The 21652-nt window shown below is 64.7% G+C and carries 23 protein-coding genes; 12 read left to right on the forward strand and 11 right to left on the reverse strand.

Annotation, left to right across the window (positions count from 1 at the left end; all coding sequences use genetic code 11):
• Positions 1 to 20: 20 nt before the first annotated feature.
• The 3 genes from PHA8399_RS11110 to PHA8399_RS11120 form a co-directional block, all read right to left on the reverse strand.
• Positions 21 to 1571 (reverse strand): TRAP transporter large permease, encoded by a 1551-nt coding sequence (locus PHA8399_RS11110; protein ID WP_058286218.1) that lies wholly within the window; start codon positions 1569 to 1571, stop codon positions 21 to 23.
• Positions 1568 to 2065 (reverse strand): TRAP transporter small permease subunit, encoded by a 498-nt coding sequence (locus PHA8399_RS11115; protein WP_058286219.1) that lies wholly within the window; start codon positions 2063 to 2065, stop codon positions 1568 to 1570. Before PHA8399_RS11115 ends, PHA8399_RS11110 begins: the two co-directional genes overlap by 4 nt.
• Positions 2066 to 2131: 66 nt before the next feature.
• Positions 2132 to 3217, reverse strand: a complete 1086-nt coding sequence (locus tag PHA8399_RS11120; RefSeq protein WP_058286220.1) for a TRAP transporter substrate-binding protein — start codon at positions 3215 to 3217, stop codon at positions 2132 to 2134.
• A gap of 203 nt (positions 3218 to 3420) precedes the next feature.
• Between PHA8399_RS11120 and PHA8399_RS11125 the strand changes: the two genes are divergently transcribed.
• From PHA8399_RS11125 to PHA8399_RS11135, 3 genes are all read left to right on the forward strand, one after another.
• The gene (locus PHA8399_RS11125; protein WP_058286221.1) at positions 3421 to 4122 is read left to right on the forward strand and encodes a GntR family transcriptional regulator; all 702 of its coding nucleotides are present in this window, start codon (positions 3421 to 3423) and stop codon (positions 4120 to 4122) included.
• A gap of 359 nt (positions 4123 to 4481) precedes the next feature.
• Positions 4482 to 5501, forward strand: coding sequence for an AI-2E family transporter (locus tag PHA8399_RS11130; protein ID WP_058286222.1), 1020 nt, complete (start codon positions 4482 to 4484; stop codon positions 5499 to 5501).
• 315 nt (positions 5502 to 5816) lie between these two features.
• Positions 5817 to 6494, forward strand: a complete 678-nt coding sequence (locus PHA8399_RS11135) for a PRC-barrel domain-containing protein (protein WP_158509261.1) — start codon at positions 5817 to 5819, stop codon at positions 6492 to 6494.
• A 182-nt stretch (positions 6495 to 6676) separates the two neighbouring features.
• Here the strand turns inward: PHA8399_RS11135 and PHA8399_RS11140 are convergent, their stop codons facing one another.
• Complete coding sequence (locus PHA8399_RS11140) at positions 6677 to 7264, reverse strand: exopolysaccharide biosynthesis protein (protein WP_058286224.1); 588 nt, start codon at positions 7262 to 7264, stop codon at positions 6677 to 6679.
• A 207-nt stretch (positions 7265 to 7471) separates the two neighbouring features.
• On the opposite strand from PHA8399_RS11140, the gene PHA8399_RS11145 reads away from it, so the two are divergent.
• Both PHA8399_RS11145 and PHA8399_RS11150 read left to right on the forward strand, forming a co-directional pair.
• Entirely contained in the window at positions 7472 to 7960 is a 489-nt protein-coding gene (locus PHA8399_RS11145) for a hypothetical protein (protein WP_058286225.1), read from the forward strand.
• 10 nt (positions 7961 to 7970) lie between these two features.
• A complete protein-coding gene (locus tag PHA8399_RS11150) occupies positions 7971 to 8096 on the forward strand; it encodes an entericidin A/B family lipoprotein (RefSeq protein WP_058286226.1) in 126 nt (41 codons plus the stop codon).
• 243 nt (positions 8097 to 8339) lie between these two features.
• On the opposite strand, the gene PHA8399_RS11155 is transcribed toward PHA8399_RS11150, so the two are convergent.
• Genes PHA8399_RS11155 through PHA8399_RS11170 form a run of 4 tightly spaced genes read right to left on the reverse strand, consistent with a single transcriptional unit; the run spans position 8340 to position 12366 of the window.
• Positions 8340 to 9824, reverse strand: coding sequence for a phospholipase D family protein (locus PHA8399_RS11155; RefSeq protein WP_058286227.1), 1485 nt, complete (start codon positions 9822 to 9824; stop codon positions 8340 to 8342).
• A complete protein-coding gene (locus PHA8399_RS11160) occupies positions 9802 to 11565 on the reverse strand; it encodes a sensor histidine kinase (protein WP_244270211.1) in 1764 nt (587 codons plus the stop codon). The genes PHA8399_RS11155 and PHA8399_RS11160 overlap by 23 nt, the downstream gene beginning before the upstream one ends.
• A 5-nt stretch (positions 11566 to 11570) precedes the next feature.
• Positions 11571 to 12128, reverse strand: a complete 558-nt coding sequence (locus tag PHA8399_RS11165; protein ID WP_058286228.1) for an RNA polymerase sigma factor — start codon at positions 12126 to 12128, stop codon at positions 11571 to 11573.
• Entirely contained in the window at positions 12121 to 12366 is a 246-nt protein-coding gene (locus tag PHA8399_RS11170) for a NepR family anti-sigma factor (protein WP_141889360.1), read from the reverse strand. Before PHA8399_RS11170 ends, PHA8399_RS11165 begins: the two co-directional genes overlap by 8 nt.
• A gap of 47 nt (positions 12367 to 12413) precedes the next feature.
• Between PHA8399_RS11170 and PHA8399_RS11175 the strand changes: the two genes are divergently transcribed.
• The gene (locus PHA8399_RS11175) at positions 12414 to 13229 is read left to right on the forward strand and encodes a response regulator (protein ID WP_058286230.1); all 816 of its coding nucleotides are present in this window, start codon (positions 12414 to 12416) and stop codon (positions 13227 to 13229) included.
• Positions 13230 to 13410: 181 nt separating this feature from the next.
• Here PHA8399_RS11175 and PHA8399_RS11180 read toward each other — a convergent pair whose 3' ends face one another.
• The 3 genes from PHA8399_RS11180 to PHA8399_RS11185 form a co-directional block, all read right to left on the reverse strand.
• Positions 13411 to 13908 (reverse strand): Dps family protein, encoded by a 498-nt coding sequence (locus PHA8399_RS11180; RefSeq protein WP_058286231.1) that lies wholly within the window; start codon positions 13906 to 13908, stop codon positions 13411 to 13413.
• A gap of 128 nt (positions 13909 to 14036) precedes the next feature.
• Entirely contained in the window at positions 14037 to 14207 is a 171-nt protein-coding gene (locus PHA8399_RS21975; RefSeq protein WP_008556398.1) for a DUF1328 domain-containing protein, read from the reverse strand.
• A 287-nt stretch (positions 14208 to 14494) separates the two neighbouring features.
• Complete coding sequence (locus PHA8399_RS11185) at positions 14495 to 15226, reverse strand: Crp/Fnr family transcriptional regulator (protein WP_058286232.1); 732 nt, start codon at positions 15224 to 15226, stop codon at positions 14495 to 14497.
• A 127-nt stretch (positions 15227 to 15353) separates the two neighbouring features.
• Between PHA8399_RS11185 and PHA8399_RS11190 the strand changes: the two genes are divergently transcribed.
• The 6 genes from PHA8399_RS11190 (at position 15354) to PHA8399_RS11210 (ending at position 21648) form a co-directional block, all read left to right on the forward strand.
• Positions 15354 to 15728: a hypothetical protein gene (locus PHA8399_RS11190; protein WP_244270204.1), complete on the forward strand. Its 375-nt coding sequence runs from the start codon at positions 15354 to 15356 to the stop codon at positions 15726 to 15728.
• Between the two features lie 42 nt (positions 15729 to 15770).
• Positions 15771 to 15944 carry a DUF1328 domain-containing protein gene (locus tag PHA8399_RS21980; protein WP_008557019.1) on the forward strand — a complete coding sequence of 58 codons (174 nt, stop codon included), beginning with the start codon at positions 15771 to 15773 and terminating at the stop codon, positions 15942 to 15944.
• Positions 15945 to 16277: 333 nt separating this feature from the next.
• Positions 16278 to 16730: a MarR family winged helix-turn-helix transcriptional regulator gene (locus tag PHA8399_RS11195; RefSeq protein ID WP_058286234.1), complete on the forward strand. Its 453-nt coding sequence runs from the start codon at positions 16278 to 16280 to the stop codon at positions 16728 to 16730.
• Positions 16731 to 16747: 17 nt separating this feature from the next.
• Positions 16748 to 19945: a 2Fe-2S iron-sulfur cluster-binding protein gene (locus PHA8399_RS11200; protein WP_058286235.1), complete on the forward strand. Its 3198-nt coding sequence runs from the start codon at positions 16748 to 16750 to the stop codon at positions 19943 to 19945.
• A gap of 217 nt (positions 19946 to 20162) precedes the next feature.
• The gene (locus PHA8399_RS11205) at positions 20163 to 21365 is read left to right on the forward strand and encodes a GTP-binding protein (protein ID WP_058286236.1); all 1203 of its coding nucleotides are present in this window, start codon (positions 20163 to 20165) and stop codon (positions 21363 to 21365) included.
• Positions 21358 to 21648, forward strand: coding sequence for a DUF6525 family protein (locus PHA8399_RS11210; RefSeq protein ID WP_082649528.1), 291 nt, complete (start codon positions 21358 to 21360; stop codon positions 21646 to 21648). Before PHA8399_RS11205 ends, PHA8399_RS11210 begins: the two co-directional genes overlap by 8 nt.
• Positions 21649 to 21652 lie beyond the last annotated feature (4 nt).

The raw sequence follows: 21652 nt of genomic DNA on the forward strand, positions 1-21652 counted from the left end.
CTGCCGTTTCCGTCGGAGCGTTAGAAAATCGCCGCGGGCAGCCAGGTTGCCAGGCCGGGGATCAGCCAGACCAGCAGGACCCCTAGCGCTTGCAAGCCGATAAAGGGCACCACCCCCTGATAAATGTGGCGGGTGGTGACCTCCTCCGGCGCGGCGCCGCGCAGGTAGAACAGCGAAAAGCCGAACGGCGGGGTCAGGAAGCTGGTCTGCAGGTTGATGGCGATCAGAATGCCCAGCCAGACCGGGTCATGACCCATCAGGATCAGTGTCGGCGTGACCAGCGGCAGCACGATCACCGAGATCTCGACGAAATCGAGGAAGAAGCCCAGCACAAAGATGAACAGCATGCAAAACAGCAGCGCCCCGGACGGGCCGCCCGGCATGTTGCCCAGGATATGCGCCACCCGCTCCTCGCCGCCCAGCCCGATGAACACCAGCGAGAACATGCCCGCCGCCAGGATGGTGGCAAAGATCATCGCGGTCATCGTCGCGGTTGAGGTCACGGCCTCATGCAGGATGCGCTTTTTCAGTCCGCTGCGCAGGGCGGCGATCACCGCAATGGCCCCCGCAGCCGTCAGCAGCGCGTAAAACAGCCCCGCCGCAAAATCGCCGGTGCTCAGGTCGCTGCGCTGCAGACGGATGGGGTGCACGCCCGACAGGATGCCCAGCAGGATCAGTGCGGCCGCCCCCAGCAGGATCAGCCGGACCGGGCCGCCGGCCCGCAGGCCCGCCATCAGCAGCGCGCCGATGGCCCCGACCGAAGCCGCCTCCGTCGGTGTGGCCACGCCGCCAAGGATTGCACCCAGCACGGCAAAGATCAGCAGGATCGGCGGCACCACCGCGCGCACCACCTCACCGCGGCTGGGGCGGGCCATTTCTGCCGGGGCAGAAGGCATGTCCTGCGGCCGCAGGAAGCCACGGACCAGAATATAAAGAAGGTACAGCACCACCAGCACCAGCCCCGGCACCAGCGCCGCGGCAAAGAACTGGCCCACTGACAGGGCCTCGACCGAAAACTTGCCCTGCTCGTACTGCGCCTGCTGGAAAGCGTTGGACATCACGTCGGCGAGGATGATCAGCAGCGTCGAGGGCGGGATGATCTGCCCCAGCGTGCCGGCCGTGCAGACAATGCCGGAGGCCACCCGCGGATCATAGCCCGCGCGCAGCATCGCGGGCAGGGCGATCATGCCCATCGCCACTACCGTGGCGCCGACGATGCCGGTCGAGGCCGCCAGCAGCGCCCCCACCAGCACAACCGAGATACCCAAACCGCCCTTCAGCTGGCCGAACAGCCGCCCCATGGTGTCCAGCAGCTCTTCGGCGATGCGGCTTTTTTCCAGGATCGCGCCCATCAGCACAAACAGCGGGATGGCGATCAGCACCTGATTGCTCAGCAGCCCGAAGGCGCGCTGGCCAAGCGCCCCCAGCAGCGAAACGTCCATCACTCCCAGGACCCAGCCGAGATAGGCGAACAGGATGGCAACGCCCGCAATCGAGAAGGCCACCGGAAACCCCATGAGGATCGCTGCCATCAGGGCTGCGAACATGACCAGGTCGAGATATTCCGTCATTGAGGGGATCTTTCCGAGAACAGCCGGATCAGCAGGGCGAAGGATTGCAGCATCACCAGCACGCAGAAGGCGGGGATCAGCGATTTCAGCAGGAAGACGGCCTCCAGGCCGCCGACGGCAATCGGGCCTTCAAGAATGGCCCAGGAATTGCGCACCGACGGCCAGGACCAGTACAGCAGCGCCGCCATCGACGGCAGCAGCAGGACCAGATGGCCGAAAATATCGATACGGCGCTGGGCCCGGGGGCTGAGGCCCGCATAGAACACATCCACGCGCACATGCTTGTCGACCAGCAGCGTATAGCCGGCCGCCAGCATGAACAGGGTGGCGTGCATGTACAGGACGCTTTCCTGCGCGGCGATGGAGTTCACCCCGAACACATAGCGCCCGACCACGATGGCAAATTGCGCCAGCACCATCAGCAGCGCCAGCCAGCGTATCACCATCGCCAGACCCCGGTTGATGCCGTCCAGCGCATCCGCAACCCGTAGCATCCTGCGTCTCTCCCTATTAAAAAGCCGGCGCCCGGTCTTCCCGGGCGCCGGCAGCCTTTGCACAGATCAGTAGCCCATCACCGATGCGCGGGCATTCATCTGGCCGTTGTCGGCATAGGTCATGTAGCCGCCGACACTGTCGCGGTAGGTCAGGAAGCTCTCGGTGATACGGCGCACCAGTTCGTCCTCGTCTTCCTGCAGCTCGGCAATCACTTCCTTGGCGGCGGCGCCCATCGCGGCGATCACGTCCTCGGGGAACATCTTCACCTGCACGCCGTCCTCATCCACCATCTTCTTCAGCGCCTGCGCGTGTTTGGTGGTGTATTCGGTCCAGACCGGATTGTAGAGGCTCTCGCACGCCAGCGACACCACCTGCTGCAGGTCTTCCGGCAGTTCGGCAAAGGCATTGGCGTTGACGCCGCATTCCTCGGCTGAGGACGGCTCGCCCACGCCCGGCCAGTAGTAGTTCTTGGCCACCTGGTAATAGCCAAGCGCGCTGTCGGTCCAGGGGCCGATGAACTCGCCGGCATCCAGCGCGCCGGTCTGCAGGCCCTGGAACATCGCCGGGCCGCTGGTGGCCTCCGCCGCCATGCCCAGTTTCGAGGCCATTTCCGACGCCAGGCCGGTGGTGCGGAACTTCAGCCCCTTCAGGTCTTCGGCGGAGTTGATTTCGGTCTTGAACCAGCCGCCCCACTGCGGGCCGGAGTTGCCGCACAGGAACGGCTTGATGCCGAACCGGCCGTACATCTCGTCATAGAGCGCCTGACCGCCGCCGTGGTACAGCCAGCCGAACTGCTCATCCGCGCGCAGGCCGAAGGGCTGCGAGCCGAACAGCAGGATGCCCTTGGACTTGGAGCCCCAATAGGCCGGAACCGCATGATAAAGCTCCGCGGTGCCTTCGGACACCGCATCGAACACGCCGCGGCCAGGGACCAGCTCGCCCGCGGCAAACAGTTTGACCTCGATCCGGCCGCCCGACAGCGTGGTGATCCGGTCGGCCAGCATCTGCGCCGCCACACCGGGTCCGGGCAGGTTCTTCGGCCAGGCCGTCACCATCTTCCACTGCATCTTGCCCTGGGCAATGGCCGGGCTGGCCAGCGCCGTGGCCGCCGCGCCCATGGCGCCGGCTTTCAGAAACTTCCGTCTTTGCATGTTCCATTCCTCCGTCTGTCGGTGGATCTGCGATGGCCGCGGGCCGGTGGCGCAGAGTCGATCTTGTTTTGTAAGTGCTTTACATTAATATGTAGCTACATATTATTGTCAATCACGGTTGCGCGGTTCCCGTTCGCCTTTCGCCGCACGATGAAATATGGAGCAGCAGCGAACATTGTCCCGCGCGGCCTGGGAGATGAATATTGACGGACAAGCGGCGCCATTCCTGGACGGAGATCCGGGACAGCATCCGGCAGATGATCCTGGATTCGACCTACGGGCCCGGGGACAAGCTGCCGCGCGACGAAGAGTTTGCGGCCCGTTTCGGCTGTGCCCGCTCGACCGTGCACCGCGCCATGCGGGATCTGGCCGAAAGCGGGGTGGTGGAGCGGCGGCGCAAAGGCGGCACCATGGTGCGGCGCGATCCGGTCACCCGCGCGACGCTGAATATCCCGATCACCCGGCTTGAGGTCGAACAGAAGGGCAGCGTCTACCAGTATCAGCTGATCCGCCAGTCGGTGCAGGCGACCACCCCTGCCATTATGGCCAATTTCGGCCTGCCTGAGCCCCGCCCGATGCTGCGGGTCGAGGCGCTGCATCTGGCCGACAGCCGCCCCTATATTTTCGAAGACCGCTGGATCTGCCTGGAAACCGTGCCCGAAATCGCGTCCGTAGATCTGACCCGCGACAGCGCAAATGAATGGCTGGTCCGCAACCGCCCATACAGCCGCTGCGATTTGCGGCTCTACGCGCGGCCCGGCACCGAAAGCGACAGCGAGGTTTTGCAGAGCAATGCCGGCGACGCCTTGTTTGTCATGGAGCGCACCACCTGGATCGGCGAGGAACCGATCACCAGTCTGCGCGCTGTGGCGCATCCTGGCTATCAGCTGGTCACCCAGGGCTGACAAAGAGCTGCGAAAGCGGCGTCTCAGGGAACCGAACCGGGATTGCAGGCGTTTGCCTCAAAACGCACGGGTACCTGAAACAGACTGGGATATGATGCAAGCCGAACGCGCCCAAGGCGCTGCAGGCGCTGCGCAGCCCAAGTGTCCCAGGCCCGCCAGCTTGCTCGCATACCAGCCTCGCAGACGCCCGCAGCGGCGCGCCCCGGAGAGCCGGAACTGACGCGGCAGCTTGCGCGAACGGAGCCATAAGGCCAATGTCACCTGGGAGGTCCCCTATGCCGAATGATCACTTCGCCGCCGCCCTGCCGCCGCCGGAGGCTGGACGCCACAGGCAGCCCAGCGGCACGGGACACTAGATCATGTGGCAAACAGTTATCGCCAAACGCTCCGTCCGTGTAATGCTGCTGATCATCACCCTGATTTTGCTGGGCGGGGCAATGTATTTCGCGAAGCCGATTCTGGCGCCTGGCGTTTTTGCCCTGGTGGTCGGCGTGGTGGTCGCGCCGCTGGCTGACCGGCTGGAACGGATCGGGGTCAGCCGCGTGGCTGTCGCCAGCAGCCTGCTGGTGCTGTCCACGGCGCTGCTGGCCCTGCTGATCCTGTCGCTGGACCCGCTGATGACATCGCTGGCCAGCCAGGTCCCCAAGATCAAATACGAAATCCGCGGCTGGCTCGACATGGTATCCGGCCTGCTGCGCGGCATCGAAAGCATCAGCAGCGAGATTGAGGAGACAATAGGCGCTGCGGACGCGGAAACGGAGGAAGAGGGCGGCGGCCTGCCGACGCTGACGGATGCGCTCTGGCTGGCGCCGAACTTTGGCGCGCAGATATTCATTTTTGCAGGCACGCTGTTTTTCTTCGTGCTGACCCGGAACGAGCTTTATGAAAAGGCGGGCAGCTATGCCGCCCGCTTCTTCCGGGCAGAGCGTGCGGTGGCGCGCTATTTCGCGGCGGTCACGATTGTCAACGGCGGGCTGGGCCTGCTTACGGCCGCCGGACTGGCGCTGATCGGCCTGCCGGGGGCCTGGATCTGGGGGCTGGCGGCGGCCATCCTGAACTTCATCCTGTATCTTGGCCCGCTGATCATGCTCGCCGGGCTGACGGTGGCGGGCCTGACGCAGATCGGCGGCGCAGGCGCCGTGCTGCCGCCGCTGGTGTTCCTCGCGATTAACCTTACCGAGGCGCAATTTGTCACCCCGGCCTTTGTCGGCCGCCAGCTGGATCTCAATCCGCTCATTGTGTTCTGGGCAATTGTTCTCGGGTTGTGGATCTGGGGCCCGGTGGGGGCCATCGTGGCGCTGCCGGTGGTGCTGTGGTGCGGCCGCATGCTGGTGCCGCCGCCAGACACGGTGGAGATCAACGCGCCGGAACACGAGTAAAGCCGGAACAGCCTTCAAACCGGTTTGGGCAGCCCTTTGTGGCTGCCCTTTCCGTTTCACCCCTCCGAAGTTCTGCTCCCTGAGGGGCGCGCATGAGGCTAATGCCGGCTGATGTTTTCCCGCTTTTGAGCCGCGTCCATCCGGCGCCGTCGCGGCTGGCCGGGCCGCGTCAGGCGGTAATCTGCCTGCCACGTGTCCGCCGGCGCGTTTTTTGAAAAAAATTAGCGCGGCGCGGGAACCAAGCGGGTCCGCAGCGGGTTGGGTGGCTGTAACTCAAGCGCGCTGATGAGTGAAACTGGACAGGAGATCAATCCGATGAAACATCTTATGCTTTCGACTTCGCTGATCGTCGCAACCGCAGTGCCCGCCTTTGCCGGCACAGAAACCGAAGCCGCCGGCAACGCCGAGGCCGAAGTTCAGATCCAAACTCCGGCAGCAGATGTCTCCGGCGAAGCCAACGTCTCGGGTGAGACCCAGGCCGACACCGGCACTCTGGAGCAAGAGGCTGAAGAGATGGCCAATGAGGTCGAAGCCGAGGCCGAAGAACTGGCGACCGAAGCCGAATCCGGTGCCGCTGAGCTGGCAAATGAAGCCGAAGCTGGCGCTGCCGAAGTGGAGCAGGAGGCCAGCGAGATGGCCACCGAGACCGAGAACGCGGCTGAAAGCATGTCGGACGCCGTCAACCCTGACGCGGACGGCCCGGCCATGGAACCGCTGGCCGAAGGCGAGCTGACCGCAGAAGCCCTGACCGGCGCGTGGACCTACGACTCCAAAGATGAACACATCGGCGAGGTGTCGCAGGTGATCGTGAACACCAACGGCTCTGTCGAAGCGGTGATCATCGACGTTGGCGGGTTCCTGGGCATCGGCGAAAAGCCGGTCGAGCTGACCATGGGCGACCTGGACATCGGCAAGGTTGATGGCGACATCCGCGTGAACACCCATCTGACCCGCGAAGAACTGGACGCTCTGCCCGAGTACCAGGCTGACTAACACACCCAGTTTCAAAGGGGCCGCCCAGGCCCCTTTGACAGCCGCCGGTTTGCCCCCCGTCCCTTTGCCGGTTTCCTGCCTCGTACCGGCGTTTCGGGCAAACTTAACTGCCAGGCGGCCCTTCAAGGCCGGGTTCCGTAAAGGAGCCCGGCCTTTCGGGTGTTTAAGACACGCCGCCTGTGTCAGATCAGCCCGGCCGCCAGCGCCGTTGCGGCAGCCCCCAGCCCGGACAGTGTCAGCAAGGCAATCAGCCCGTCGCGGGTCAGCATCGCCACTGCCAGCAGGCTGACAGCAGCCCCTAGGATCGAAGACGAGAAGGGTACGATCTCCAGCAGCGGCATCAGCGCGCCGCAGATCAGGCAGACCAGCCGGATGACGGTCAGAAAGGGCTGCCGCACCAGCGCAGGCAGGCGTTTTCCGGAATGCCGGTCCAGCCACCGCGCGGTCCGCTGCAGGCCCGCCGTCATTTTGCGCACGGTCTTGCCCTTGATCTCGCGGCGGCCCAGCCATTGCGGCAGCCAAAGATGCGTTCGCCCCAGCAGCATCTGTCCCGACACCAGGCAGATCATGACGCCGCAGGCGGAGGAGAACAGCGGCACCCCGCTCAGCGGCGAGACCACCGCCAGCGCCGGAACCGCCAGAACCGCCGACAGCGAACTGTGGCCAAGCTCCTCTGTCAGCTTGGCAACAGTGACCGGTCCGCTGCTGTCGCGGACAATGCGGCTGGTTTCCTGAAGGACCGCGGCAACGGGCTTTTTCGAAGGATTCATCGGTTGCTGTCTCCGGCTGCTATTCTGCGCAACACCTACGTTTGGCCCGCCCGCAAAGTTCCGTCTGCGACTGTCCTGCTGTCGGCCAGATCTCGCGCAGAACGGTTATTGGCGGTAATTTCGTTCACGCATCAGGAACCTTTCAGACCGGCGGCGCGTTTCTGTGTTGGATCCCCAAGAGGGACTGACATGGAAAGGAGCATTAAAATGACTCATCTGATCCGCACCACCGCCCTCGTTGCCGCCATGGCCACCGCAGCTGCTGCGGGCTCCCAGGTTTCCGAAATCGACGTGACCGCCGACCTGAGCGCGGTCGAGAACTACGAAGCTGCCAAAGTCTGGACCAGCCTTGAGACCGACCTGGAAACGGCTCTGGCTGAAAACCTCGTGGGCCAGATCGCGGGTGAAGGTGCCGAAGAGGCAGCGGAAATCCATATCGAAATCGACTCTGTCTCCTTGGCAAGCAACTTCGAAAACGCGCTGGGCGTGGGCGAATGGATGCTCAAGGGCGACGTGGACATCGACATGCCCGATGCCTCCAAGGACATGCGTTATGACCTCACCGTCTCCGCGGATCAGGTCAACGCGTATTATCCCGAAGGCACCGATCCGGCCGTGGTGACCGTTGACAGCGAAATTTTCTACAACGCCATTATCGACGCTTTTGCCAGCAACGTCGCGTCGAAACTGAAGTAAGGAGGCCGTCATGCGTATCCTGATCGCACTTCTGGCCCTTGCCGGACTGGCGGCCTGCGAAACCACCGAAGGCTTCGGCCGGGACGTTTCGAACCTTGGCGATGAAATCACCGAGGAAGCGCAGGAAGCGCAATAAGCCAGGCTCCGCTTCCAGCGTATTCTGATAACCCGGCGGCCTTTGGGCGCGCCGGGTTTTCTTTTATTCAGGATGAGCGGAACTTTTGCGGGGCAGGGGCGTTGACCTTGCAGATACCGGTCCGAAGTCCTCCCCCTATCCGGTTTGATCCGGCAGTTTCGGGCTTCCTTCAAGGCACCCGGGTTGTGGCCCCGGGTGCCCTTTTTTATGTCTGCTGCCGCAGCCGGCCCAGGGCACCCGGGATCAGACGATGTCCTCCGTGGCGCCCGGCAGCCGCTGCTGCAGCTCCGACATCTTGCCGGGGTCGTGCGGCACCAGCAGCCCGCGGCGCGCTTCCGGCCGGCGCACCTGATTGCGGCGCACCTCCTTCAGCCACCAGGCCGCGGCATGGGCCGGATCCAGCGCCTCGGCCGGCAGGTCTTCCTGCCACCAATGCCGCGCCAGGTTATTCCACAGCGTTTCAATTCGCCCGCGCTGGGTGATCCGCAAGGCCGCCTCGGTATCCCAGCGCATCGACCGTCCGTTGAGGTTGGCCGACCCGACCATGGCAAAATCCCTGTCAGTGACCAGCACCTTGCTGTGCACATAGATGATCGGCGACCCCGACAGGGTGGCAGGCGCATCGCGGGCGGCCATGCGCCGCTGGACCGGGCTGGCGATGCAGGCCCGGGTGCCAAAGGCCTCCGTCACCTCGTCCAGCGCTTCCGCCTGCAGCGCCATGCCATAACGCGCATCCAGATCGCGGTTGCCTTCAAACGCGACGTCATCGGGCAGGGCGGGCAGGATCAGGATCAGCGACAGCGCGGGGTTGCGGCGCGCCGCAGCGGCCAGTCCGCGCGCAATCGGGCTGGAGCGCAGAAACTGGGATTCCAGATAGATCAGGTTCTGCGCCCGCTCAAAGGCGGCCAGGTGGTCTTCCTCGATCTCCTTTAGCACTGTGCGGGGCGACAAGGCCCAGAACCCGAAACGGCGCGGCGCGGACATCGTGCGCCGGATCAGCTGGCCCTCGGGCGGCTGCTTGCGCAGGGCGATTTCATCGCGGAACCGCTCCAGATGGCGGGCCGCCTCTTCGGCTTCGGGGCCGCGCAGGATCAGCTGCACATCAGCCCAGGTCTCATGCGCGGGCAGATCATGCTCCTTGGTGTCATAACGGCGCCGGTTCAGGTCCAGGCCGCCGATGTACAGAACCTCCCGGTCGATCACCGCAACCTTCTGGTGGTGCGACACCGGGTACAGCTGCGGCAGCCCGGGGCGGCTGGCCGCAGTCGGCCGCAGCCGCCGGGGCAGCTTGCGCAGTTTGCGCAGCACAAAGGGCGAAAACGCAAGCCGCGGCAGCAGCCCCGCCCGCGTCGGATGCAGCGCGGCGGCGACCGACAGCAGCGCAGCCTGCTCCGGAGCGAGCCCCGCCATGATTTCCTGCGCCTGCGTCAGCGTCTTCTGCGCGGCGGCATGCAGCGGCGCAGCCATCACCGGGTCGAAATCGCTGACCACCAGCTGCACCCGGACCCCGCGCCGCAGCGCATCGGCAATCAGATCCGCCCAGGTGTCCCCGGTCTCCCGCGCCTCCGGGCTCAGCAGAGGGGTGGCGAAATCGAACAGGCGGAAACTGGCAAGAAGCTCACGCTGAGCACCCAGCACCGCACGTTCAAACGCGGGCCAGGCCTCTTCGGCAGTAATCAGCACCTCGAATTCCTCGCGGCGCTGTTCAGGTTGCGGCTCCTGCGGCATGTTTCTCCCGATCCTGGTTTGGCGGTGCCGGCGGGACAGCCCCGGCCGCCGCGGGGAATCCCAGCCGGTAACTATAGCTGTCCTCAGTCTCGTACGTGTCAGCCTCGCCTTCAAGCTGGGTGGCAAACGCCAGCATCAGCCGCGCCCCGATGCCGGTCCCGTCGCTGGCATCTTCGGGGGCCACTACCGGTTTCCCCTTGGTGTTGGTAATCTCAAGCTCCAGCCAGTTTTCCGCGGTTTCGCGCAGGCTGATAAGAATTTCCGGCTTTCCGCCGGCGGGCACCCCGGCGTTTTTGACCGCGTTGGTCATCGCCTCCGACACCAGCATCGACAAGGTCACCCCCTGATCCTGGCTCAGCGGCACCTGCACCAGGTCGGTGCTGATGGTCAGTTCCTGCCCGGCACCTGGGATCATCGCGCCGATTTCGGAAATCAGCGCGTCGATCAGGTCGCGGCTGTCGACCGTGGTGATATCGGGGTTGGTGTTCAGGCTGCGGTGAATGGTCGCCAGACCGCGCACGCGACGCTGCAGCTGCGCCAGCATCCGCCGCGCCTCCGGCGTCTGCGCGTTGCGGCTCTGCATATTCATGATCGAGGCGACAAGCTGCAGGTTGTTCTTGACCCGGTGATGCACCTCGCGCAGCAGGATGGTCTTTTCTTCCAGGTCCAGCTCGCGCCGCCGCTCCGCTTCGCTGAGGATGGAGACCATCCGGTTGAACGACTGCTGCGCCTCGGCAAATTCACGCGGCGGCGCAACCAGGTCCAATGTAGGGTTTTCGCGCTCCCCCAGCGCATAGCGGCGCATCGCCGTGCGCAGCGCGCTGAGGTGGCGGATCACCATCCGCTGCAGCCCGAAGATCGCCACAGAAATCCCCGCAAGCCACATCAGCAGGGGAAAGGCCAGGGTCATCAGCGACACCGGGTTCCGGGCCGCCGACATCGCTTTGTCCACCGGCCAGCTGCCGATCACGGACACTTGCCCGGGAAGGATCTCGCTGACAGCAAAAAAACGCTCACGGCCAGAGCGGGAATCCTCGAAAAACGTATCGCCGGACAGGGTCACCAAGTCGCGCCGGGGCACCGACACGGGCAGGGCCAGCGGGGCCTGCTGCTCGGGGATGCTTGCTGACAGGATTTCCCCCTGCGCATCAACGGTGACATATTGAATGCCGGTGTCCGGCGCCTCCGTTCCGGCCTGTGCAGCGCTGACCTTATGGGGAATCCCGATGGTCACATAACCCTTCAGGATGCCGTCCCGCAGCACCGGGCTGGTCGCCAGCAGGAAGCTGCTGCCCCCGCCCACCAAGTCGCGGCCCAAGGCAAAGGACAGGCGGGTCGTCTGCTGGGCTTTAAGGTACATCCATTTTTCGGACAGGTCGCGTGTCACACCGTCGGAGGCGCATTGAACGCTGCCATCCAGGGAGACGAAAGCGGCAAACGTGAAGGGGTTCGCTCCTTCGGCAAATGCCCTGAGCAGCCGCGTGCAGCTGTCGGCGTCGTCCGCCACCGGCAGGATTGCAGCAGCCAGACCCTCAGTCGCGCCGCCGGCGCGCTGAAGCAACTCCCGCTCCCTCGCCGCGGCCCGCTCAGTGCGGTCCAGCAGCGAGGCGTGCGACAGCCGGGTGGCTTCTTCCACCACTGCGTTGGTCTGGTACAGCGCAATCAATCCGAGCGGCAGCAACGCAAGCGTCATCAGTGCCGCCAGCCGGACCAAAAGGCTGCCTGCGTGCAGCCGGGGCATTTTGATCACGCGGCGCCCTGCCGGGCAACGATCCCAGCGGTGACGGTGTCTGTCAGTTCCATTTTGCTGTCTTCACCCAAGTCCATCAGTTCGCTCAGCCGGGCGCGGGCGCGGTTCACACGGCTTTTGATGGTGCCGGTCTTCACACCGCACATCTCCGCCGCTTCTTCGTAGGAAAAGCCGCCTGCACCGACCAGCGTCAGTGCTTCGCGCTGTTCGTCGTTCAGCTGAGCAAAGGCCACTTGAAAATCGCGCATGTGCAGCCGCCCATCGTGATCGGGTTTCTGCGCAAGAGTGGCAGACAGTGCCCCGTCGGCATCCTCGACCTCGCGTTTGCGCTTGCGGCGCAGCGAGTAATAGGTGTTGCGCAGAATGGTGAAAAGCCACGCCCGCATGTTGGACCCGTTCTCGAACTTGTCGATGTTCGTCCAGGCCTTCACCAGCGTGTCCTGCACCAGATCATCGGCGGTGGCGCCGTTGCGGGTCAGGCTGATCGCAAAGGCGCGCAGGGCGCCCAGGTGGTTGACCAGGTCGTCTCTCGGGTCCTGTGCGGCGTCAGTCATCGGAGCGGTCCTTCTCAGAAGGTTCCGGTGCGGCGGGAGTCGACGCGCCTTTTTCCTTCAATTGCTTCAGCAGATCGGTGAACCGGTCAGGAACGGGCTCATTAGCGATCTCTTCGAAAGCCCGCTTGAGGTTTTCGTCTATGTCGCGGTCGGCCGTTTCCATGCGCGGCCGGGGGGGGTGTAGCTGTGTCATGCCATCCATCGGTTTTTTGCGCGGTTTTCTGGAACCAAAACGCATATTAAGGCGTATAGTTCCATGTGTATTGCAAAAAAGGACATCACAAAATGACCGCTCAATCGGGAGAACAGATCGCCAGCCAGATTGGTGCAAACTTGCCCTATCTGCGCCGCTATGCCCGTGCGCTGACTGGCAGCCAGAACAGCGGCGACCAATATGCACTGGCTTCGCTGGAGGCGATCCTGGCCGGTGACGCCGATTACGACAGCGTCCTGTCTCCAAAAGTGGCGCTGTTTCGTGTCTTCCATGCGATCTGGTCCTCCTCCGGCGCACCGTCGGCAGACGAGGATAGCGATGACGGCCTGGCCGCCAAGGCGCAGAAACATCTGCGGCGGCTGACACCGAACACCCGCGAGGCGCTGCTGCTGCACACGATCGAGGAGTTCAGCGCAGCTGAAACAGGCACCATCATGGGGGTGGCTGAAAGCGAAGCCTCAGAGCTGATCTCGATCGCATACGAGGAGATGTCGCGGGCCACAGCGGGCAAGATCATGATTATCGAGGACGAAGCCGTCATTGCCATGGACCTGGAGGCGATCGTAACAGAGATGGGCCATCAGGTGACCGGCATCGCCCGCACCGAAGCCAGCGCGCTGGACCTGGCCGCCAAGGAAAGCGCCGATCTGATCCTGTCGGATATCCAGCTGGCGGACAATTCCAGCGGCATCGACGCTGTCAACGGCATCCTGGCCAAGCACGGCGATTGCCCGGTGATCTTTATCACCGCTTTCCCGGAACGCCTGCTGACGGGCGAGGGGCCCGAACCTGCCTTCCTGATCTCGAAACCCTATACCGAGGAACAGGTGCGCTCGGCGGTGAGCCAAGCGATGTTCTTCTCCTCCACCGAAACCCTGAAAAGCTGACACTGCCCGGCAGGGCGGGAGGCTGGCAGCCCGGGCCGCTATTGCGGTCCGGGCTTCTTTGTGCCCGGCCCTCGGCGGCGGCCTTTTGTTAATGGCCCCGCCCCGGGGAGGAGAACGGGGCGGGGCTTGCTGCCTTCCTGCAGGACGGGAGGGTGGCAGGAAGGCAAAACCGGTTCCGGTGTCAGGACTTGGCGAGGGCCCGCAGCATCCAGGCGGCCTGCTCATGGAAGGCAGAGCGCGCGGTTGCCAGATCTTCGGTCACGATATCGCGGCGGCTGCTCGCCAGCTCGGCCAGCGCGTGCAGCCGGTGGGCGATCCGCTCGTGGCTGGCGGCCAGGTCTTGCGCCATCCCGCCGGCGGACAGTTCGCCGCTGGCGTCTTTGATTTTGGAGCGGTTCAGAATCTCATCCATCCGCGACGGTGCCAGATGCCCCAGCGCGCGGATGCGTTCGGCCAGCGTATCGGCGGCAGCGAACATGTTCTCGTACTGCTCTTCAGTGAGCTTGTGCATCGAGTAAAAGGACGGGCCTTCCACGTTCCAGTGATAGGCGTGGGTCTTGAAAACAAGGCGGTAGGTGTCCGCCAGCACATCGGCCAGGCCGCTGGCGATCGGGCCAGTGTCGCGGACACCGGTTTCGACGGTGTCAGGGCTCGGGGTGGCTGCAAGTGCGTCAGTCATAAAGTACTCCTTCATCTCTGTCAGGATTGCGGCGGTTCAACACGAACCACGCGGCAATCAGTGCGGTGCCCGGTCTGCAGGCTGGTGAGCATGCGGCGGCCAGCAGCGGCCGCCGCCGGCCCCGGCCGTCAGCGTGAGGAGCCGCGCAGCAGCCGTATGATCAGCGCCACTGCGAACAGCACCAGGAATATAAAGAACAGGATCTGTGCGATCCCGGCGGAGGCCGAAGCGATGCCGCCAAACCCGAAGATGCCGGCAATAATTGCAACGGCGAGGAAGACGAGCGCCCAGTACAGCATGCCGTGTCCTTTCAGTTGCGATTTGTACCAGCCCAACCCGCCAGCCGGCGAAAGGTTCCAGTGCCGGTGCCGCAGTTTTTCGACGCATCCGCTCTACCGCCTGAGCCTGAGGCTTGGGCGGCGGGATGGCGCTGCGGGCCCGTGCCCGCCCGCAGGCACGCGCACAGTCTGGACCGGCCGGGCGGGCCGGACAGGCCGGCTGCACGCCTCCGGCCGGGACCGTGCGCACGTGAAGTTTGATCAGTCTGGAAAATCCCCGGGCCGCCGGGCCGGGTGCTGCTGCGGCGTCAGATCAGCGGCCGCGGTTCGGGCGCGGCAAGATCTATCATCGCCACGGTGGCCAGGGCCGGCAGATTGCTGATCTTCAGCTGGCCGTTATGCCAATGCACCAGCTTCTTGTCCCGCAGCGTCTTCAGCATCTTGTTGGTGTGGACCAGCGACAGGCCCAGTGCATCCGCCAGATCCTGCTGCTTGAACGGCAGCGGCACCGCGCCGTTTGCCTCCATCCCCACGGCCTTCAGCCGCTCGTAGATCCGCACCAGCGCCCAGGCAATCCGCTGCGCAGCGTCGCGCTGGCCGAGCGAGGCGATGGTCTCGCCCAGAAAATGCTCCTCGACCGCGGAAATCCAAGTCAGATCGTAGGCCCGGTGCGGCTGATGCTCGTACAGCTCAAACAATGCGGTGCGCCGGAACACGCACAGCGTCATCGCGGTGGTGGCCTCGATCGAATGCTTCATTTCCCCCATCAGCCCGGCCTGCAGCCCGGCGAAGTCGCCTGGAAAAAGAAAGTTGATCACCTGCCGGCGGCCGTTTTCCAGGGTGGTGTAGCGCGTGCCCATTCCTTTCAGAACCGTATACAGCTGCGGGCTGTTGGAGCCTTCCAGGAGGATTGTCGTGCCCGCATCCACCACCAGTTCGCCGGTTTTGAACTGCTGGGTAAACTGCAGCTCCTCACGCGACATCGGCGTGAAGATGGCCCGTTTACGTAATGGGCATTGGCGGCAGGCAGTCGAAGACATGGCGCTCCCCTAACAGCTATGTCGCAGTTTAATGCGCCGGGTGTGGAATAACTACACACTCTATGCAGACAGGGAGGCTGGTGCAATGGAAATGCTATCTCCAGGCTGCTCACAGGTTTATCTGATCATGTCCCGGAACTATCTGGTAACATGTGATATTTGCGATGCCATTCTGGATTTCGACCCGGCCGCCGAACTCAGCATTCAGAAGGGGCATGATTCTGCGCTGACGGCGCTGTCGCGGTACCGGCAGGTGGCCGTCGCCTTTATCGAGGCGGGGTCCGAGCAGGTGACCCGGCTTCACTTCGACAGTGCGGTGCAGGACCGTGGCGGCCGCCTGGTTCTGTTGGGAAACACCGCCGAAAACGAGCTGGACGCGCACTCGCCATGCTTGCGGTGGCCGGTGCTTGCCCGGCCTGTTTCCACCCAGATGATCCGGGCCCAGCTGGCGCTTCTGCAACCCGGGGCAGGGAACAAAAACCGCGTTGCCGGGTTGGTTTAGCGGATGCTGCCTGAAGCAGCGTTGCTGAAAAGGAGTAATGATATGCTTGGTTGGGCGCTTACATTTCTGGTTATCGCTCTGATCGCGGCCCTGCTTGGATTCGGCGGCATCGCCGGCGCCTCCGCGGGTATTGCTAAAATTCTGTTCTTCATCTTCCTGGTGCTGTTCGTCATCGCGATGATTGCCCGGGCAATGAAGGGCAAACCGCCGGTTTAACGAATGGCGAAGCGGCCTGCCCGCACGGTCAAGGCCCCGCCGCGGGCAGGCCGTGCTTGCCCGGGTGGGGGTGGGGGGCTGCCTGCCGGGCATAGGGTGTGCGTGCCGGGGGGCGCGTGCGGGCTGGTCTTGCGCCGCTGACAAGCGGCCAGGACCGCCCGCCATCCTATGTCCGGTTCAGGCAAATTTATTTCAGGCTTCAGGAATTTGGCTCGGTCTTAGCTGCGCCGCCATACACTGCAGCAGCCAGAGCCACGCAGCTTCAGCAGGAAAGCCCGGCATCCGGCTATATAGTTGACATCGTCAATTAAGTAGTTGACATTGCCAACCATCATGCCTGACGATCCATTTCATCTCCACCGCTCCCTGGGCTATCAAGTGACCATGCTGGCCCGGGTGGTCGAGCGCCGCTTTGAACAGCGGATCGCGGAATTCGGCCTGACCCGGGTGATGTGGTGCGTGCTGCTGGCCGCAGGGCGGGAGGAACTCACTGCCCCGTCAGAGATCGCAAGCTTCATCGGCATCGACCGCACCGCGGCCTCGCGCACGCTCCGGCAGATGGAGGAGCGCGGCCTCATCACCCGCAGCGGCGGCGCGCAGGATGGCCGGAAGATCCAGGTCAGGCTGACGCCGGGCGGCCGCACCGCGCTGGCAGAGGTGCTGCCCATCGCGCAGGAAAACGCAGCTTATTTCGAGGCTAAGCTCACCGGGCAGGAACTGGCCCAGCTGCGCACCGCTGCCGCCAAGCTGCTCGCGGACGAGCCGCGCATCGTCGCCAAGCTGTAATTCACCGGGGGCCAGCCATGGGCAAACTGTTTTCCTACCGCAACCGGCCAGTGCATCTTGGGCCTTACCCGATGGAAACCCTGGCGCGGCAGGCAGAACCTGCTGAGGCGGAGGCGCTGCCGCCGCTGACCCAGGTCAGCTTCCGCCGCCCCGATGCGCCGCTGTCCCTCGTTAACGCTATGCGCGATTATCAGGCGATACTGGACGCCACCCGCGACGGGCTGGTGAAAAAGGAACGCGCAGACATTCCCGCCTGCTCGCAGGAGCGCAGCGATCACCTGAAAGCTTTCGGGTACTTCTGCGATGCCTCGCTGGCGGGTGTCTGTACTGTACCCTCCGGCGCCTGGCTGGACACACCGCTGGCAAATCCGGATGTGGCGGCACTGGCGGAGACGCTGCGCAGCAAACAGACCAAGACCTTTGCCTCCGGCATCGACGTGGTGATGGCGAACCTGCGGGAGGCGATGCAAGCCCCGCCCGCGGATTGCCGCCACCACACCCATGCGCTGGTCTATGTCTACGAATTCCCCCGCGACCCCGAAACGGGCGAGCAGGGCACCGAGTGGCTGGCGGACGCGCAGGACCAGCGCGCCTGCCTGCGGGCGGCGGAAACCGGGGTGACGCTGGCCAATTACCTCCGCCTCCTGGGGTGGGAGGCGCGCGCCCACACCGGCGCCGCCACGGATGTGCATCTGGGAAGGCTGGCGGTGCAGGCCGGGCTGGCCACGTTTGACAACGGCGTCCTCACCAATCCGTTTCTCGGCACCCGCTTCGGCATCGCGGCCGTCACCACCACGCTGGAGCTGGCCGCCGATCTGCCGCTGGTGCCGGGCCAGGCACCGGGCCTTGCGTACCGGCTGGGCCTTGGCACCCACGCCAAAAGCGCCGCCGCCCGCGACCCATACGCCAAGCGCCGCTTCATGGACGGCCCGCACCCGTTCGAGACCCTGAAACGGGTCGACGATCCCACCACCTACATCGACGAGGTGAACGTCGCGCGCGTTCCGAAACGCGCCGACATGTTCGCCCGCGCCCTGTTCGGCGACCTCGGCAAAGGCCCGCAGGAGGCGGCGAAGAACGGCAATTACGTCCGCAAATCCTCTTCCGCCTTCGCCTTCCGCTCCTCCCTCGCGGCTTTCGTGCTGCTGCAGGACGGCGACCCGGCACCGAATATCGATTCCAGCGCCGCGGACGCGTCCCGCAATGCTGCAACTATCAAGGCCGCGGCTTATTTTCTCGGCTGCGACGCGGTGGGCATCTCACGTTGCCCGGACTGGGCCTATTACTCCCATGACGCGGCGGGCGAGCCCCTGGCCCCCTACCACGAAAACGCCATCAGCATCATCATCGACCAGGGTCACGAAACGATGGAGGGCGCCTCCGGCGACGACTGGATTGCCTGCGCCCAGTCGATGCGCGCCTACCTTCGGTTCTCGCTCCTGGGCGGGGTGATCGCGCAGCAAATCCGCAACCTGGGCTACACCGCCCGCGTGCATTCGGTGATGGACGGCGAGGTGCTGCAGCCGCCGCTCTTGCTGCTCTCTGGTTTGGGTGAGGTCTCCCGCATTGGCGAGGTGATCCTGAACCCCTTCCTCGGCCCCCGCCTGAAATCCGGCGCCGTTACCACAAACCTCCCGATGACCCATGACAAACCGGTCGACTTCGGCCTGCAGCGGTTTTGCGAGGCTTGCAACAAATGCGCCCGCGAATGCCCCTCCGGCGCCATCACCGCCGGGCCCAAGCTGATGTTCAACGGCTACGAGATCTGGAAATCCGACAGCCAGAAATGCACCACCTACCGCGTCACAGTGCCCGGCGGCGCCATGTGCGGCCGCTGCATGAAGACCTGCCCCTGGAACCTCGAAGGGCTGTTTGCCGAGGCGCCGTTCCGCTGGGCCGCGATGCATGTGCCGGGCAGCGCGCCGCTGCTGGCAAAACTCGACGACGCGCTGGGCAATGGCGAGGTCAACCCGGCCAAGAAATGGTGGTGGGATCTGGAGATGGTGGAAGAGGGGCCTTATGCGCCCTCGCAGCATCCGGTCAACGCCCGCAAGCTCTCCAAGGATCTGGACCTGAAGTTTGAGGATCAGACCCTGGCCGTCTACCCCGCACCGCTGGCGCCGCCGCCCTACGCCTGGCCTGCACCGATGGACCGGGAGGCCGGGATTGCCGCCTATCAGGCGATGATCCCCGCCGATGAGCACAAGCGCCGCCGCGCCGCGGGCCTGCCGCCCGAGCATGTCTATACCGCCGCTCAGGGCGACGCGCCGGTGATGCGGGTTCGGCTGACGAGGGCGGAACACATGACGGACGCCGTCACCAAATATGAGTTTTCCCTGCCGGACGGCTCCCTGCTGCCCCAAGCCACCGCAGGCGCCCATATCGACGTGGTGGTCGCGCCTGAATTCTTCCGCCAGTACTCGCTGTCGGGCGACCCGGCGGACCGCTCGAAATACCAGATCGCGGTGCTGCGCGAGGACGCAGGCCGCGGCGGCTCCCGCCTTATGCACCGGATCTTCGAGGAAGGCCGGATGGTGTTCATCTCCAAACCCATCAACCACTTCCCGCTGGTGGAGGACGCCGCCAAGTCCTTCCTGATGGGCGGCGGCATCGGGGTGACACCGATGATCGCCATGGCCCACCGGCTGCACGCGCTGGGCCGGGACTTTGAGTTCCGCTACTCCTGTTCAAAAATGGCAAATGCCGGGTTTCTGGAAGACCTGAAACATGTCCCTTGGGCAGACAAGGTGCATCTGCATTTCTCCGACCAGGGAACCCGTGCCGGCCTGTCTGACGTGCTGCACTATGCCCCTGGAAGCCACGTCTACACCTGCGGTCCGGCGGCCTACATGCAGGCGGTGCTGGACGCGGCAGCGGCCAACGGCTTCCCCGAGGAGGCCTGCCACATGGAATATTTCTCGGTCCCCGAGCAGCCGGAATATGAAAACCATCCCTTCACCCTCCGGCTGGCGAAATCGGGCCGCGAGGTACTTGTTCCGGCCGGGAAAACCGCCACCGAGGCGCTGGCCGAGAACGGTATCCATGTGAACGTGAAATGCTCCGACGGCATCTGCGGCGTGTGCAAATGCGGGCTGATTTCCGGCGACGCCGAGCACCGCGACTTCGTGCTGTCGAACAAGCAGCGCGAGGACGCCATCATCCTCTGCCAGTCCCGCGCGCAGGCGCCGGACGGGGTGCTGGAAATCGACCTCTAGGCGGCAGACCGGAGAGCGGGCGGCGCAATTTTCTTGAAAAGAAAGTTGTCAAAAGTTTTGCTGAAAACTTTTGCCCGCGCGGCAGGCGGAGGCGTTTGAATACGCGGCCGTCCGCGGACTGGCGGCCGCCGGACGCGTGCGGCAATTGCAGGCCGCCTCCGAAGCTGATAGGTCTGCGCACATTAGGTGTTACGATATAACATAATAGGATTCGAACATGAGGGATGACAGACTGCCGGTGACAGTGCTCTCCGGGTTTCTCGGGGCCGGAAAAACCACGCTTTTGAACCACGTTCTGAACAACCGCGCGGGCCGCCGGGTTGCGGTGATCGTGAATGACATGAGCGAGGTGAACATCGACGCCGGCCTGGTGCGCAGCGGGGCGGAGCTGTCGCGCCAGGACGAAAAGCTGGTGGAGATGACCAACGGCTGCATCTGCTGCACCCTGCGCGACGATCTGCTGCAAGAGGTGCGCCGGCTGGCGGGGGAGGGGCGGTTCGACTACCTGCTGATCGAAAGCACCGGCATTGCCGAGCCCTTGCCGGTGGCGGCGACCTTCGGGTTCCGCGATGCCGAAGGCGCCAGCCTGTCGGACGTTGCCCGGCTCGATACGATGGTCACCGTGGTCGATGCGGTGAACCTGCTGCGCGACTTCGCCAGTCATGACTTCCTCAGCGACCGCGGCGAAAGCCTGGGCGAGGAGGACGGCCGGACCCTGGTCAGCCTGCTGACCGATCAGATTGAATTCGCCGACGTGATCATCCTGAACAAGGTGTCGGATGCAGGTCCGGACCAGACCGCCGCAGCCATGGCCGTGATCAGGGCGCTGAACCCGGATGCGGAGGTGATCCATGCGGATTACTCCGCAGTGGACGGAGGCCGGATCTTCGGCACCGGCCGCTTCGATTTCGACCGCGCGCATGAGCATCCGCTCTGGGCCAAGGAGCTTTATGGCTTCGAACACCACGTGCCCGAGACGGAGGAATACGGCATCTCTTCCTTTGTCTACCGCGCCCGGCGGCCCTTTGATCCCGCCAGGATCCATGCCGCGCTGAACGGCGATCTGCCCGGCGTGATCCGGGCCAAAGGGCATTTCTGGCTGGCAACCCGCCCTGAGTGGGCTGCGGAGTTCTCGCTGGCCGGGGCGGTCTCCTCGGTCCGTCCGCTGGGGCTGTGGTGGGCCGCGGTGCCAAGCGAGCGCTGGCCCGCCCATCCCGAGGCCCGGCGCGAAATCCTGCAGAACTGGGATGAGACCTGGGGCGACCGGCGGCAGGAGCTGGTGTTCATTGGCGCAGGCCTGGACAAGGCTGCGACCACTGCACGGCTGGATGCTTGCCTGATGCCCGACAGCGCAGGCGGCTTCGACCCGGCCTGGGCCTCCCTGGACGACCCGTTTCCGGGCTGGCGGCGCAATGGCTGACCGCGGGGCGGGCCGCAACCTGAAGTCGCGCCTGAAACGGCGGCGCCGGGCGGGGAATCCGATGCAGGCCTACGACGCGCTGCCGCCGCCCCTGCGGCAGTGGCTCGCTGCGGCCTGCCTGCCCTGGAGCCCGGCCTCCGCGCTCAGGATCTGGACCAAAGCGGGCGGCAGCCGCGATCCCGCTGCCGCAGCCGCCCGGCTGGATGCCGCCGAACAGGCGATGCTGGAACGGGACGCCCGCGTCTGGGCGGTCCGGGCGCAGCGGCGGGGCAAGCCGGCATAGCGGC

This window comes from Leisingera aquaemixtae (assembly GCF_001458395.1).
In the GTDB taxonomy this organism is placed as follows: domain Bacteria; phylum Pseudomonadota; class Alphaproteobacteria; order Rhodobacterales; family Rhodobacteraceae; genus Leisingera; species Leisingera aquaemixtae.